Below are 13,924 nucleotides of genomic sequence, written 5' to 3'. Positions count from 1 at the left end.
CGGCTTTCAACCCGTCCCTTAACAACAATCATTAACAATCATTAAGGAAGGTAAAGATGTCAGCAGAGAAAAATGGGCATGAAGAAACGATTACGCTGGGGGGCGGCTGTTTTTGGTGTTTGGAGGCGGTTTACGATGAAATTCGCGGCGTAACAGACGTGCTGTCTGGTTACGCTGGGGGGCATGTAGAAAATCCTACGTATCGAGAGGTGTGTGCGGAAACAACTGGCCACGCTGAAGTGGTGCAGGTGCGGTTTAACCCGGATGAAATCTCTCTAAAAGAGCTGCTGTCGGTCTTTTTTACAATTCACGATCCAACGACGCTTAACCGACAGGGAGCGGATGTAGGAACGCAGTATCGCTCGGCGATTTTTTATCACGACGAAGCACAGCGGGAAACGGCCGTACAGCTCATCGATGAATTAAATGCGGCCAACATCTGGAATGCACCCATTGTTACAGAAGTAGAGCCAATTGATACGTTTTACGTTGCGGAAGATTATCATCAGAATTATTATGTCAACAATCCTGGGCAAGGCTACTGCCGCGTGGTTGTTGCGCCTAAAGTAGTCAAATTCCGCAAAAAGTTTAGCCATTTGCAAAAATAGCGTATTGCGTATTCCGCGTTCTATCTATACGAAATTTCAGCGCGAAAGAGCTGTACGGCCGTTTCGCCACCACAATCGCCCGTACAGGAGCCGGATACCCCTCCACCGTTCGATTCGAGTCCTCTTTGTCCAAAAAATCAGGCAGCGAATTAAACGTCATCCACTTAGTTGAGCGCTGCTCTTCAACGGTGGTGGGCGTTACGTCCAGCACCTTTTCCTGCACAAAGCCGCACTTACGCAGCCAGCCCAGCAGCGTCGGCACGGTAGGGATGAACCAAACATTCCGCATTTGGGCATAGCGACCTTCTGGCACCAGCACCTGCCCCGCTTCTCCCTCAATAATCAACGTCTCCAGCACCAGCTCACCGCCGGGGCGCAATGCCTCGCGCAGCGTAATCAGATGATCCATTGGCGAACGACGATGGTACAGCACACCCATTGAAAAGACGGTATCAAACGCGGCTAACTGGTTTGGCAGTTGCTCCACGCCCAGCGGCAGCACGTGAGCAGGCACGTTGTTCCCGACAAAGTGACGAATTGCTTGGTACTGCGCCACGTACAGCAAAAATGGGTCCAGCCCGATAACCAGCTTGGCCCCAGCTCCCGCCATACGCCAGCAATGGTAGCCATTGCCGCAGCCTACATCCAGGACAAGACGGCCGTCCAGCGGGGCAATCCCATCCTTCAACCGATCCCACTTCCAATCTGAGCACCATTCCGTGTCAATGTGCAACCCGAACAGATCAAACGGCCCTTTGCGCCAAGGGTGCAACAAACGCAGTTGGCTTTCCATTTGGGCAAACTGTTCGGCGGTCAAATCATCCGGTTGGCCAACAATCACGCCATCGTGCAGATTTAGCTTTGAAGGTTTGATGTTGGGCAGGTTTTTTAGAATTTCGCGCCATTGGGGTAAACGGCCGTGTCTCTCATCATGCAACGCCGCCGCTATTTGCTCTGGCAATTGCTCTAGCCAGTTCGCTAACGGCGTCTGCTCCATTTGAGCATACAAAGATGCGTAATCAATCATCATTTAACGTAGAAACTCCAAACCAATTTTATCAACAGATTACAAAGATTGAACAGATTTTAATTCGGTAAATCTGCGCAATCTTCGATTATTTCCCAGCTACTTTTTAGCTAGCAGCGACACAAAGTTAAACGCCTGAAACCAGACGTCGACAGAGGCAAAACCCGCCTGCCGTAAACGTTTTTGGTGCTGTGGAATCGTCTCGGAGATAAGCACATTTTCTAGCGCGGTGCGTTTCTGGCTGATTTCTAGCTCGCTGTAGCCGTTGGCTCGCTTAAAATCATGGTGCAACCTCACCAACAGGTTGTCTAGTTCAACTGGTTCAAAAATAACCTTCTCAGACAAGATAAGCACCCCACCGGGAAGCAAGCCATCATAAATGCGCTGGATGAGCGTATCTCGCTGGGCTGGCGGCAAAAATTGGAGCGTAAAGTTGAGCACCACCACCGACGCCTGCTCAATGGGAACTTCGCTAATATCTGCCTCGACTAAATCCACAGGCACAGTGCCACCAGTTTGGGCCAGGATTTTTCGGCATTTTTCAATCATGGCGGGAGCGTTGTCTACGGCCGTAATCCGGCACCCTTCCTGCTTAATTTGCTGGCGCAACGCCAGCATCACCGCCCCCAGCGAGCAGCCCAAATCGTAGCAGCGACTGTGTGGCTGAGCGTATCGACTGGCAATCTGCCCAATCAGCGGCAGCAGCAGCGTATACCCCGGCACAGATCGCTCAATCATGTCGGGGAATACTGCTACAACCTCCTCATCAAAAGAAAACGGGGCAACCTGCGTCTGCTCAGTTGCATAAATATTGTCTTGTGCCATAAAAATCCTCAGATAGCGTGAACTGGTTTAACTATCCCTCGCATTGAAGGCCGCGTCAACGGGGAACGGCCGTTTCCAACATGAGTAATACTTTCGTCCACTTTTACATTCCCCCAAAAACTGCTAAAGTACGCGCAAAATCTAGAAAGAGTGATTCCGATGAAATTATTGATTTTAGGCATTGATGGCGCAACATTTGATTTAATACGGCCGTGGGCCAACGAAGGCAAACTGCCAAATCTGGCCAAGCTAATGGGTAGTGGGGTTCATACTGATCTCCTTTCAACACTTCCCCCGGTCACCAGCCCCGCCTGGCCCTCTTTTATGACAGGCTGCAATCCTGGCAAGCACGGCGTGTTTGACTTCATCCAACCCTCTGGCGATAGCTACTCGCTGGTAAACGCCACCCGCATCCAAAAACCCACCATGTGGCAAATCCTGTCCAACATGGGGTATCGCGTGGGCGTACTCAACGTACCAGTCACCTACCCACCCCAGCCGATTAACGGCTTTATGGTATCGGGCATTCTCAGCCCCAAGCAAGGCACCATCTGTTATCCGCAAGATTTAATCAGCCGCTACCAATCGACGCTGGGTGAGTATCGCATTTCGCCCAACATTCAGTACAAGGCGGGCAACGAAGAAGCATACATCGCAGATATTTATGATTTGATTCACGCCCATGGCAAATGGGCAATACATCTCATGCAAAATGAGCCGGTAGATGTGCTGATGGTTCACTTCATTGCTCTAGATATTATGATGCACGCCCTGTGGCGGCTGATGGACAGTAATCACCCGCGCCATGAGCTCTCCCCATACCAGGATGGCATTTTGGGCGGTTACAAGCTGGTGGATGCGTACATCGGCCAAATGCTGGACTTACTGCCAGATGATGCGCACGTCATTGCCATGTCGGATCATGGCTTTGGGCCGCTGAATCGCATTGTAAACCTGAACAATTTCCTGATGGAAAAAGGGCTCCTGAAGCTAAATCGCAAACCGATTACCATATTGAAGTCACTCGCTTTTAAGTTAGGCATTTCACCAGCCGTCATTTACCGCTTGGTGGAGCTTATCGGCCTGCAAAACATGGCTACGAAGGTGTCTAAAAACACGCGCAACCAAGTGTTGGGCAAATTCCTCAATTATGACAGTGTGGATTGGAACCAAACGGTGGCGTACAGTATGGGGCATGTGGGCCAGATTTATCTAAACATGGCGGGGCGCGAACCAAACGGCATTGTCACCCAAGCCAGCTACAAGCGAACCCGCCAGGATATTGTGGATGCGCTGCAAGATTTGAAGGATGAAAACGGCCGTTCCCTCATCACCAAAATCATCCTGCGCGAAGAAACATATCATGGTCCCTACACCGAAAAAGGGCCAGACATCCACCTGATTTTGGACGATTACAATATCATTGCTTACCCACTGTTTGCTACCAATGGCAAAATTGTCACCGAGCAAATTCGGGGAGACTCCGGCTGCCACCGCCGCGAAGGGATCGTGATTGCCCACGGGCCGCAATTCAAGCAAAATGTCCAGCTCCCCATCAGTGCCGACATCATCGACATTGCCCCCACCATCTTTGCCTTGCTAGGCGAAGATGTACCAGAGCATATGGATGGTGCCGTGTTAGTCGATCTCTTCAAAACCCAGCCCGCCGTCACTTATTTTGATGCCGAACAAGAGCTGCGCGATGCACACACGCTCAATGAAGCTGACAACAAGCAAATTGAAGACCGCCTGCGTGACCTTGGTTACCTATAAGATTTAAGATTTTCATCAAAGATTTCGCAGATTCACCAGATTTTTAATAATCTTTCCAATCTGCGAAATCTTTGATTTTTTATTATGACATCATCCGAAGCCACCGCCACACCACCTGCCAAAACAAAAAACAGGCTGATCACACTCCTGAAAGTAGGCATTACGCTCATTAGTTTAGCGTATGTATTTACCAATGTACCGCTCAGCGAAATTGGGGATGGCATTCGCCAGGCGCGGTGGGGCTGGCTGTTCGTAGCAATGCTCATCAATTTTTCGGGGTTGGTGCTGCGCTCAGTGCGCTGGGCCATTTTGCTCAACGGTATTGGCAGCACCGTGCCGCTGCCGCAGCTCATCAAGCTGTATTTTGTAGGCGCTTTTTTCAACGGGGTGCTACCCTCTGGCTTTGGTGGAGACGTCGTGCGTATCATCGAGGTGGCGGAAGATGTACCTCAGGCAACGGCCGCTGGCACCGTCATTGTGGATCGCTTGAGTGGGTTGATGGGGTTGTTTTTGCTGGGTCTGCTGGTAATGGGGTTTAATCCCGATGTGTTCCCTCAGGAGATTATTTGGCAGGTAGGCGGTGTTTGCCTGCTGGGATTGGTTGGCGGCGTGTTTTTACTGCGCGGCTGGCGCTGGTTCCCGTTTTTAGAAAATTTATTGAACAAATTGCCGCAGCAGGTGGCACGGCCGTTTCTCAAACTAACGGCCACGCTTCAAGCCCTCCCAACCAAATCATTGCTGCAAGCGTTAGGCATCTCGTTGCTGTTTAACTTTTTGCTGATTGGGCAGTGGACGGCCGTTTCGCGTGGCCTCAACTTTGAAATTAGCTACTGGTATCTCATGGGCGTCGTGCCCGTGATGGCCATTGCCCTGCTGGTGCCTTCATTCAGTGGCCTAGGTGTGCGGGAAGCGATTGCGCCGTTGCTGTTTGCCGGAGCGGGTTTGGATGCACCACAGGCGGTTGCGCTTTCCCTCATGGTCTTTTTCGTAAAACGCGCGTCTGAATTGGTGGGGGCACCAATTTATTTGATTTCGCTGTGGCGGAAACGGCCAAAATAAACGCATCCATTATTTCATTAAACTGTTCTGGCTTGTCCATGTGCAACCAATGGCTAGTACCTCCGATAACTGTATGTGGAAAATCTGGCACAAGATTGTGCAAGGAAAAAGGGGCTTGGTTGATTGGCGTAATCACAGACAGCCGCTGCCCTGCGTATTTCTGTAAAGCTGGTGTCGGCTTGTAACTGAGCAATGCTTGCATCATCCCTACAACCGTTGCTTTGTCCATCTTGTGTAGATCATGCATCACCTGTGCCTGCGTCGCTTCTGTTGCACCAGTCAGAATTTGCTGCCAATACTCCTCGATGACGGCCGTATACGCCTCAGACTGCAATGCGCCCAACAGCCCTTGGACTTGTTCTGTTGGCAATTGTGTCGAATCCCCCGATGGATCTACCAATAGTAAGCCAGCTACTTGCTGTTGGTAAGACCCGGCGTAAGCCACAGCCACGCTGCCACCCAGGCTGTGCCCAACCAAAATAAACCTCTCGACATCTAATTCATGGAGCGTTGTGTGCACGTCTTGCGCCAATGATTCAAGAGCAAAATCGCCATCTGCTGCTGGCGACCGTCCATGCCCGCACAGATCAAGCGCGATGGCTCGCCTCGTTTGCCGCGCATGACGCAATTGTGCCTCCCAATGCTGTGTGTTGCCCGCCAGCGAATGCAGGAACACGATTGGTAACTCCGTTCTGCCCTCACCTCCATCATCTGCAAAAAGTCTACTCACTTTGCTTGTTTTCATGCTGTTCACCTCATTTCGTTTGATTGATAGTCTGTATAATAATGGGAAAGGCTGACACCTTATGTCAGTCATTTGGGAGATTGTAAAATCAATGAGAGCTGACAGATTATTATCATTGATGATGTTGTTGCAGACGCGGGGGCAGATGACGGCCGTTGCCCTGGCTAAAGAATTAGAAGTAACCCCCCGCACCATTTATCGGGATGTAGAGGCCTTGAGCAGCACTGGCGTGCCGATTTATGCTACTGGTGGTCCAGGTGGAGGGTATGGGCTACTGGACAGCTATCGAACTACCCTGACGGAGCTGCATGAGGATGAGGTAAAAGCGCTGTTCATGATGGCCATTTCTGGCCCGTTGTCAGATTTAGGGATGAACCAATCGCTGCAAACGGCCGTTCTCAAATTGACCAGCGCTCTCCCTAGTCAGCAGCAAGCACAGGCAACGTTTTTCCGACAGCGGTTACATTTGGATGCTGCTGCATGGTTTCAGGAAAGCGAGTCAGCACCCCTCTTGTCGGTGGTGCAAACGGCCGTCTGGCAAGATCGTCAGCTGCAAATCACATATCGTCGTCCATCGGGAAGCGTTAGCGAGCGGCTCGTCCGACCATATGGGCTGGTAGCAAAAGCGGCCGTATGGTACTTAGTGGCAGATACGCCCGATGGGATGCGCGTTTACCGGGTTGCGCGGCTGGAAACGGCCGAATTGACTGATAACGCTTTCACGCGTTCCCCAGCGTTTGATCTTGTTGCGTATTGGCAAGAATGGATGACTAATTATGTTTCCAGCCTGCCACAAATTGATGCAATTCTAAATATTGAGTCAAGTTTGCTATCTATGCTGCCTTCAATCTGGAATATTCCTGTGACTGAGCAGTCTGAGCAGGATTCAACTGGCTGGCAGACGGTTAAAGTTGTATTTGAGCGCAAAGAGCAAGCGGTAGCGATAGTATTAGGGCTGGGAACATCAACAACCGTGGTCTCACCAGAGTGGCTACGGGAGCAAGTCTTATCAGCGGCACGAGGAATTGTAGCCAAATATGAAGGATGAAATAGGAAAAAGAAACTGCAGATCAAAAAGCCAGCAAATCCTCAATTTTCTTCCGAATTAGGTCTACAGTCGGCACAATGCCTTCCATAAGCGAGGTGCTGAACGGCACTGGCGCAGCCGGGGCAGTGACGCGCTCTACAGGCGCATCCAAATCCAGGAAGGCTTCGGCTACAATCGTGGCGGCAATCTCTGCCCCGAAGCCACCCAGCCCAATATCCTCATGCACAATCAGGCAGCGGGACGTTTTTTGTACGGAGCCCAGCACCATCTCCTCGTCCCAGGGAACCAGCGTTCGCAAATCGATGATTTCGATGCTGGCATCCACATTTTTTGCAGCCATTTCGCACCGCTCTACCATCGCGCCCCAGGTTACAATCGTCAGGTCGTCGCCCCTGCTGATTTGCTTGGCCTGACCAAAGGGGAGCATGAAGTCGTCGCCGGGATACGGCCGTCTAGCCCAGGCAGCATCCAACATAGCCCGATGTTCAAAAAAGATAACGGGATCGTTACCGCGCATGGCAGTGCGCAGCAGCCCCACCGTGTCTTCCGCGTTGGACGGCGCGGCAAAGAGCCAGCCGGGTTGGTGGGCAAAGGTCACTTCGCTGGTTACGCTGTGCCACGGATCGCCAATTTTGCGGTAGCCGCCGGGGATGCGCACGACGATGGGGGCAGCAAAACGGCCGTTCGTCCGCCAGCGCACCGTGCCACAATTGTTTAGCTGCTCCGTCGCTGGGTCTGCATATTTGCGGAACTGAATTTCCGGCACGGGCACCAAACCAGCGTAGGCCATGCCCACCGCGCGGCCAATGATGCCTTCTTCATTCAGGCTGGTGTCAAAGACGCGATCCTCGCCAAATTTGGTTTGCAACCCCAGCGTGGCGGCATGGACGCCGCCCTTCAACCCCACATCCTCACCAAAAACCAGCAGGCGCGGGTTCAGTGCCAGCTCCAGCTCCAGCGTGCGCCGAATTGCTTCAATCATGTTGATGCGACGTGGGTCGGTTGGGTTGGACGTGGGCGTCCCACTTGGTAGCTCAATCCCCTCCGGCACCAAACCGCCCACTTCCTGCGGCCGTTCCATATCAGAAAATACAAACTTTGTCACCGTTGCTGGGTCGCCGTGCGGCTGTCGCATCGCCTCATCTTTCGCCCTAAGTACGTTTCGCTTGACCTGGTTGCGCAAATTTTCCCACTCATTTTCGCGCATCAAAACAGGTACCAGATAATCGTGCAGATGCACAAGCGGGTCTTGCTGCCATTCCTCTTTACGCTCCTCTTCACCTTTGTACGCCTGGTTATCTACGCTGGAATGGCCGGACAGTCGGGGCATGGTGAGCCGTAGCAACCCCGGCCCATTCCCTGCCCGCACTTCGCGCACGGCCGTATGCACCAATTCGGCCGTTTCTGCCGGATTCGTACCGCTGCCGTCCCAAATAGCCAGGTTTTTGAAGGATGCCAGATTGGCGGCAATGTTGCTGCCCGGGGTCTGGGCAGGCCCTTTTACCGAAATGGCATAGCCGTTATCCTCAATGACAAACAGCAGGGGCAATTCCAGCGTAGTGGCAATTGTAAGCGCACTCCAAAAGCCGTTGGTCGCCACCGAGCCATCCCCGCCAAATACCACAGCAATGCTGTCATCAACATTGGGCGTTTTGAGCGTCTCTTTGTGGGTGCGAATGGCCTGCGCCCAGCCTGCTGCTGGCGTGTATTGTGATCCCACGTCACCAGCCATGGGCAGCACCAACGCCCGCTTACGCCGAGGTAGATGAAACACGACGCCAACATCACGCCCACCGCTCAAGCTGCCCGTCCGCGCCATGTCGGAGGCCAATGCCTCGACCAAGGTAAGCCCACTGCCCAACAGAAACGGCCGTGAGCGATAATAGGCACTGGCGGCATCAAACGGCCGATCCAAAAGCTGACTAATGAGCAGCTGCCCCAGCTCATGTCCTCGCGCCGAAAACTGGTATGTGACCAACCCTTGCGGAGTGAGTTCATTTTCTTCCAGTTCATCTAAAACGCGGGAGGTAAGTGCCAGCCGAGCAACTTCGTGCCAATCAAATGCGGGGTGCAGCTTGTTCAAGTGGGATCTCCTGTAAAAATAATTTAACCGCAGGGAACGCGGAGGTCGCAAAGAAAATCTAGTAAATCTGCGAATTGTGGAATAGATTTAGCTTGGGTTATGTCTGTTCAGGTTAAGGGAATATTATAACAAAAACGGCCGTTCCAAAAATCAGGGATGGCGTGTGGGGATTACGGCCGTTGCTCGCGCCAACTGCTGCTGATCCAGCGAAACCAGTTCCTTGCCCAACTGCTCCGCCAGCGCCACGTACACCGCGTCGCAGCCGCGAATGCGGTGTTCAGCGGCAATGTCAGCAGCGCGTTCAGCTAACTCAAAGGAAACAGGCCAAAATTCAATCAACCTGGACTGCTGTAAACGCCGAATGACTCTTCGGGCATGAACAACATCCCCTTTGCCCCGGCTGATTGCCGCCGCCGCTTCCGCCATCATGATCACAGGTGCAGCAAGCCGTTCTCGATTACCCTGCACAGTATGCAACCATTGCCAACTCGTGGCAAAACCAGGTTCATCTTCGTTCATGAGCGCAATGTAAACGCTGGCGTCAATAACGGTCATAGCAAACGCTCAAAAGATGCCTGGCGGTCTTCTTCCAAGATTTCTAGCCCGGTTTTTTCCGATTTCCAACCAGCGGTAATTTCTTTGGCCAACTGTTTCATTTCAGCAATTTCGGCTGCAATTTCGGCATCTAGTTCCTGCTGCTCTTGTTCTTCGGCTAACGGCCGCAAAACAGCCACCGGCTCCCCATGCACCGTCACCACATACTCAGCCCGCTCCTCGCGTACCGCCCGCACAATCTTCGAGGCATTGTTCTTCAATTCTCGCACGCCAATTTTCTTTGCCATTACACCCTCATTCACGATTCACGATTCACCATTAATTATTCATTCTTCAAATTGTAGCCACATGTAGCCACAAGTCAATCCCCTAGGTCAATTTCTAAAAATTGACCTACAGCGGCAACGGTGAGCATATTTTGGAAAAAGGTATGCTATAATCTGCCCATGACGATTGAGCAGATTTTACAAGAAGTCGCTTTATTACCTGCACCGACACGAGCATACATTGCTGAAAAAATCTTGGAGATGATAGATGCCGAGGAACAAATTAATCTATCCCCAGAATGGATCAGCCTCATTAAAAAACGTGTTTCGGACATAGATGCTGGCGTGGTGCAAATGGTTAAAGCCGATGAAGTAATGAAGCAAATTTGGTCAGAGTTTAAGTAATGGAAATCGAGTTTCATCCTGATGCAGTATTAGAACTCAGAGAAGCAACTCTTTACTACCAAACTCAACAAGTTGGCCTCGGTGAACGGTTTCTCTCAACAATCCAAGAAACTTTAACCCGCATTTCCAATTTCCCCGAATCATATCCAGTTGTAACCAGCAATATTTGGCAATGCAAAGTCTCCCATTTTCCTTATGCCATTGTCTATCGAGTACAGGTCAACTTTGTTCAAATAATTGCTTTGGCACATTCGCGGCGGCAACCGCTTTATTGGTCCGGGAGAAGTAAAAGATAAAATTCGACCGTTTCCCACCCTCTCCCCTCGCCTTCTTCCTTGTGAAAAACAACCCACGCCAAAACCCAAAATCCAGCTCAGCAAAATTGGCGACGCAGCCAAAGCCCGAACCACAATCGGATTCGGAGAGAGTAGGTCCACTAAAAACCTTTTGAAGAAACCTCTTTTAAAAGAAAAGCCCCAGTCAGCAAGAACAACGAGAATAGACTATATGTCATGTGCCTAACTATGGGAACAGTTAATAGAGTTTCAACAAAATACATGATTACACCAGATATTAGGAAAAACAAAACGCCCCAAACAAAAAATGGTAGTCTAGTAATCAAAAAAAACTCCACCATCCTTTTTCTTTTCCAAATTAACAAAACAACAATCATGGATGCCAGAATAATGTCAATCAAACTTGTTTCCATCGTTCCCCACGTCGCCCTGACCCACAAACCAACGGCGCACCAGCTCAATCTGAAAGCGCAGGCCGTCGCCGTGTGGCTCGATGAGTTCGCGCTGTTGGAGTTGGGTGAGGATTTGATTGAGAGCGACCACTTCGGCAGGCTCAACGGGAGCTGTCTTCATCTCACTCAACCTCTTCTCTGATTCGCTACGCGAAATCACCTCGCCTTCCCCAGCTTTGGCTAGTAAATTCAGCACCTTACCCCCTACTTCATCCGTCTGGTTGCGCATGTCGGCAAAGAAGAAACTGCCGTGGACGAGCGCTTCAGGAACGGCCGTTTCCACATCAGCCACCGTTGCCAACCGACGCTGGGCTGGCGGTTGTTCATTTTTGAGAGCCACAATTTCTGCACAAAGCAACTGCACCAAAAACGGATGCCCCCGCGTTAAATCCAGCACGCGCTGGCTGGCAGCCGATTCGTAACGCAAAGCAAAATCCTGAACGGGAGCCTCTACCAACTGCCGCGCCTCATCTGGATGCAAATAGCCAATGTGGACCACCTGCACGTTAATCAAATAGCTAGACCAGCGAGAAAATTCCACCAGCGTATGCGAACCAGAGAGCAGCACCTTAAATTTGGGGCGATGCTGAATGAGATGGCGCAGCATCCCCAATACAATCTCTTCATCAAAACGATTGAGGGCCAGCACTCGCTCCAGTGCCTCAAACTCATCCAGCATGAGCAATGCCAGATTGCCTGCCAACGCCAGTTCAACTTCGTCTAACCATTCATCGAAGCGAGTGAATGGATCGTCGTAAAGCTGCTCGCGGCTGAGCGGCGGCAAAGACATACCACGCTGCCGTTTGGCCGATTGCACCATGCTGCGCGCCACATTGTATAAAAAGCCTGCCTCGTCTTGCGCCCGCGCAGCTGGTCCCTGCAAATCGACAAAAAGCGGCACGATGGTGCTGGGCAGTAGCCGCCCCAAATTGTTGAGCAGCGACGTTTTGCCCACGCGTCGCTGGCCGTAAAGCAGCAGCGGCGGCTGGCGGCGATCCAGCAAAAGCTGCTCGATGCGGCTGCTCACGTCCTGCCGCCCAATGAAAATGGCTTGCTTTTCCGTCAGCGGCACGCCAATAATGTACGGACTGTCAATCTCTTGGCGCAGCTCTGCTTCTTCAGCCAGATAAATACCTTTTTCGCCGATGATATGTCGCCAACTGGCCGCAATTGGCCGGAAGCGAGCGGCATATGGTTCGTTGCTACGGGTCAGCTCTCGCAATAGCCCATCCAGCCGATCTTCAACCGCGTTGAGTGCCAGCCGTTGGTTGTAGGCACTTTCCTGCTGTAAGGCGGCAGCCACGTCGGTGCTGAGGCGGCTAAAGCTGCGCAGCAGGGCACTGGCTGGCCCGACCAAATCCCCAGCCGCCAAGCCGGGATGAACCTCGCCGATTTGCACGGCCGTTTCACACCGTTCCAACTGCTGCGCATCTAATTCAATTTGGGCCGATTGGGCTGCCCACCGCTGCCGGGTACTGCTGAGATACGCCATCGCCGTGCGTCCTTCGGCCAAATTTTTCTGGATGGTGAGCAAAATGTGGGCGTCCAAGCTGAGGAGCGGCAGCCTCTGAAATTCATCCCAAAAGGCGGAATGCCAGCGCAGAAACGGCCGCTTTTCCGGTTGGTCAGCCCGTCGCAAATCGAGCTGGTAAAGCATCCCGTTCCAGATGAGCAAGAAGGGATACAGCAACACAGGTCGCCACCAGGCGAGGGTTAACCCCAGTAAAATTCCAGCCAGGCCAAAGGATAAAAATGGCCCATAGGCGGCCCCGTCGGTGGCAAAGAGGAAGAGCCCCGCACCGCTGCCGAGCGCACCAGCCAAGCCACCCGCCCAGGTTCCCGCAATCTTCTCAGCCAGTACATAGGGCAAAGCAAAGAGGGCAGCTACAAAAGCGATGAAGGCAACTGCCTGAATCAATCCGCCAGCGGCCGTTGCACTCGGCAAGCCACCAGCCAGCCAGACGGCCGTTCCTACCAGCAGCCCGGCCACCAAGCCACGCCGCCAGCTTTGGCTGCGCCAGCCAACGGCCGCCCCAAACGGCAGTGCCGCCAGCAATGCCGCTGCCCAGCCACCCTCAAGCAGTCGCGCGAGCAAACCTGCCGCCAGCCCGATGAGAATGCCCACGACCATACCACTCACCTGCCGCAAAATGGATACGGAGGGGACCTCCTGCACCATTTCTTCCCGCGTTACGCCTACACCGACGCCGTAAGCCAGCCCGCCAGCCAGCCCGCTCGTCGCCCCAATCAAGCTGCTGATGGCGATGTCCAGCGGCACGGACGCACCATTCAAAACCAAATCTCCGGTTGCGCGGAGCAGCAGTGCGCCGCCCAGCCCCAAAGCAAAGCCGGTGGCCATACCCACCGTCACGCCAATGGCGACGCTGCCCGCAATGCTGGCGGCTAATCCCACAATCAGCCCCACAGCGATGCCCAGCATGACACCCAGCAGCAAGGCTGTGGGGGGTAAGTTGAGCAGCCATAGAACCAATCCCAGCAAAATGCCAACCAGCAGCGGCCAGGCAAAAAAGGTCATGAGCAGGAAGCGAAGCACGGCCGTATTTGTCCATTGCCGCCGCTGTAAATCAGCCAAGCTAAAGTAAGGGGAGAGGGTGTTGTCGATGCGTTTAAGGTGATTGCGCCAGGCCGAGGGGTGAAAAAAGAGCCAAAACAGCAAACGCGCGCTGCCGATTAGCAAATTGCCGTTCAGCGTCGGGGCGTCTGTGTAGCGATTACGGAGGGTGTCGTTCATATTTTGGGAAATTGGAGATTAGAGATTGGT

At 52.5% G+C, this 13,924-nt stretch carries 13 protein-coding genes; 6 read left to right on the top strand and 7 right to left on the bottom strand.

What is annotated here, in order from left to right; all coding sequences use genetic code 11:
- Window positions 1-56 precede the first annotated feature (56 nt).
- Window positions 57-608 (top strand): peptide-methionine (S)-S-oxide reductase MsrA, encoded by a 552-nt coding sequence (gene msrA / locus ACOQPU_RS23925; RefSeq protein ID WP_420642346.1) that lies wholly within the window; start codon window positions 57-59, stop codon window positions 606-608.
- Here the strand turns inward: msrA and cmoB are convergent.
- Together cmoB and cmoA are read right to left on the bottom strand one after the other, a co-directional pair.
- Window positions 589-1,635 (bottom strand): tRNA 5-methoxyuridine(34)/uridine 5-oxyacetic acid(34) synthase CmoB, encoded by a 1,047-nt coding sequence (gene cmoB / locus ACOQPU_RS23920; RefSeq protein WP_420645867.1) that lies wholly within the window; start codon window positions 1,633-1,635, stop codon window positions 589-591. The genes msrA and cmoB overlap by 20 nt on opposite strands.
- A 99-nt stretch (window positions 1,636-1,734) precedes the next feature.
- Entirely contained in the window at window positions 1,735-2,460 is a 726-nt protein-coding gene (gene cmoA, locus ACOQPU_RS23915) for a carboxy-S-adenosyl-L-methionine synthase CmoA (protein WP_420642345.1), read from the bottom strand.
- Between the two features lie 159 nt (window positions 2,461-2,619).
- Between cmoA and ACOQPU_RS23910 the strand changes: the two genes are divergently transcribed.
- Both ACOQPU_RS23910 and ACOQPU_RS23905 read left to right on the top strand, forming a co-directional pair.
- Window positions 2,620-4,233 (top strand): alkaline phosphatase family protein, encoded by a 1,614-nt coding sequence (locus tag ACOQPU_RS23910; protein ID WP_420642344.1) that lies wholly within the window; start codon window positions 2,620-2,622, stop codon window positions 4,231-4,233.
- 84 nt (window positions 4,234-4,317) lie between these two features.
- Window positions 4,318-5,292 (top strand): lysylphosphatidylglycerol synthase transmembrane domain-containing protein, encoded by a 975-nt coding sequence (locus ACOQPU_RS23905; RefSeq protein WP_420642343.1) that lies wholly within the window; start codon window positions 4,318-4,320, stop codon window positions 5,290-5,292.
- Here the strand turns inward: ACOQPU_RS23905 and ACOQPU_RS23900 are convergent.
- Complete coding sequence (locus tag ACOQPU_RS23900) at window positions 5,207-6,037, bottom strand: alpha/beta fold hydrolase (RefSeq protein WP_420642342.1); 831 nt, start codon at window positions 6,035-6,037, stop codon at window positions 5,207-5,209. The two genes, ACOQPU_RS23905 and ACOQPU_RS23900, sit on opposite strands and share 86 nt — an antisense overlap.
- A gap of 91 nt (window positions 6,038-6,128) precedes the next feature.
- On the opposite strand from ACOQPU_RS23900, the gene ACOQPU_RS23895 reads away from it, so the two are divergent.
- On the top strand, window positions 6,129-7,085 hold the full coding sequence (locus ACOQPU_RS23895; RefSeq protein ID WP_420642341.1) for a helix-turn-helix transcriptional regulator: 957 nt from the start codon (window positions 6,129-6,131) through the stop codon (window positions 7,083-7,085).
- Between the two features lie 22 nt (window positions 7,086-7,107).
- Here ACOQPU_RS23895 and ACOQPU_RS23890 read toward each other — a convergent pair whose 3' ends face one another.
- The 3 genes from ACOQPU_RS23890 to ACOQPU_RS23880 form a co-directional block, all read right to left on the bottom strand.
- A complete protein-coding gene (locus ACOQPU_RS23890; protein ID WP_420642340.1) occupies window positions 7,108-9,168 on the bottom strand; it encodes an alpha-ketoacid dehydrogenase subunit alpha/beta in 2,061 nt (686 codons plus the stop codon).
- A 150-nt stretch (window positions 9,169-9,318) separates the two neighbouring features.
- On the bottom strand, window positions 9,319-9,723 hold the full coding sequence (locus tag ACOQPU_RS23885) for a type II toxin-antitoxin system VapC family toxin (protein WP_420642339.1): 405 nt from the start codon (window positions 9,721-9,723) through the stop codon (window positions 9,319-9,321).
- Entirely contained in the window at window positions 9,720-10,010 is a 291-nt protein-coding gene (locus tag ACOQPU_RS23880; protein ID WP_420642338.1) for a type II toxin-antitoxin system Phd/YefM family antitoxin, read from the bottom strand. Before ACOQPU_RS23880 ends, ACOQPU_RS23885 begins: the two co-directional genes overlap by 4 nt.
- Window positions 10,011-10,169: 159 nt before the next feature.
- Here ACOQPU_RS23880 and ACOQPU_RS23875 point away from each other — a divergent pair, with 159 nt between their 5' ends.
- A complete protein-coding gene (locus ACOQPU_RS23875; protein ID WP_420642337.1) occupies window positions 10,170-10,394 on the top strand; it encodes an addiction module protein in 225 nt (74 codons plus the stop codon).
- Complete coding sequence (locus ACOQPU_RS23870) at window positions 10,394-10,690, top strand: type II toxin-antitoxin system RelE/ParE family toxin (protein ID WP_420642336.1); 297 nt, start codon at window positions 10,394-10,396, stop codon at window positions 10,688-10,690. The genes ACOQPU_RS23875 and ACOQPU_RS23870 overlap by 1 nt, the downstream gene beginning before the upstream one ends.
- A gap of 393 nt (window positions 10,691-11,083) precedes the next feature.
- Here ACOQPU_RS23870 and ACOQPU_RS23865 read toward each other — a convergent pair whose 3' ends face one another.
- Window positions 11,084-13,894 carry an ATP-binding protein gene (locus ACOQPU_RS23865; protein ID WP_420642335.1) on the bottom strand — a complete coding sequence of 937 codons (2,811 nt, stop codon included), beginning with the start codon at window positions 13,892-13,894 and terminating at the stop codon, window positions 11,084-11,086.
- Window positions 13,895-13,924: the final 30 nt, after the last annotated feature.

Source organism: Candidatus Leptofilum sp., from assembly GCF_965223285.1.
Taxonomy (GTDB): domain Bacteria; phylum Chloroflexota; class Anaerolineae; order Promineifilales; family Promineifilaceae; genus Leptofilum.
The sequence above is the reverse complement of the archived record's forward strand: the minus strand, read 5'-3'. Positions and strand labels throughout refer to the sequence as shown.

Excerpts from the sequence above, each read along its gene's own strand:
- msrA (WP_420642346.1), top strand. The coding sequence starts at position 57 with ATGTCAGCAGAGAAAAATGGGCATGAAGAAACGATTACGCTGGGGGGC.
- cmoB (WP_420645867.1), bottom strand. The coding sequence starts at position 1,635 with ATGATTGATTACGCATCTTTGTATGCTCAAATGGAGCAGACGCCGTTA.
- cmoA (WP_420642345.1), bottom strand. The coding sequence starts at position 2,460 with ATGGCACAAGACAATATTTATGCAACTGAGCAGACGCAGGTTGCCCCG.
- ACOQPU_RS23910 (WP_420642344.1), top strand. The coding sequence starts at position 2,620 with ATGAAATTATTGATTTTAGGCATTGATGGCGCAACATTTGATTTAATA.
- ACOQPU_RS23905 (WP_420642343.1), top strand. The coding sequence starts at position 4,318 with ATGACATCATCCGAAGCCACCGCCACACCACCTGCCAAAACAAAAAAC.
- ACOQPU_RS23900 (WP_420642342.1), bottom strand. The coding sequence starts at position 6,037 with ATGAAAACAAGCAAAGTGAGTAGACTTTTTGCAGATGATGGAGGTGAG.
- ACOQPU_RS23895 (WP_420642341.1), top strand. The coding sequence starts at position 6,129 with ATGAGAGCTGACAGATTATTATCATTGATGATGTTGTTGCAGACGCGG.
- ACOQPU_RS23885 (WP_420642339.1), bottom strand. The coding sequence starts at position 9,723 with ATGACCGTTATTGACGCCAGCGTTTACATTGCGCTCATGAACGAAGAT.
- ACOQPU_RS23880 (WP_420642338.1), bottom strand. The coding sequence starts at position 10,010 with ATGGCAAAGAAAATTGGCGTGCGAGAATTGAAGAACAATGCCTCGAAG.
- ACOQPU_RS23875 (WP_420642337.1), top strand. The coding sequence starts at position 10,170 with ATGACGATTGAGCAGATTTTACAAGAAGTCGCTTTATTACCTGCACCG.
- ACOQPU_RS23870 (WP_420642336.1), top strand. The coding sequence starts at position 10,394 with ATGGAAATCGAGTTTCATCCTGATGCAGTATTAGAACTCAGAGAAGCA.
- ACOQPU_RS23865 (WP_420642335.1), bottom strand. The coding sequence starts at position 13,894 with ATGAACGACACCCTCCGTAATCGCTACACAGACGCCCCGACGCTGAAC.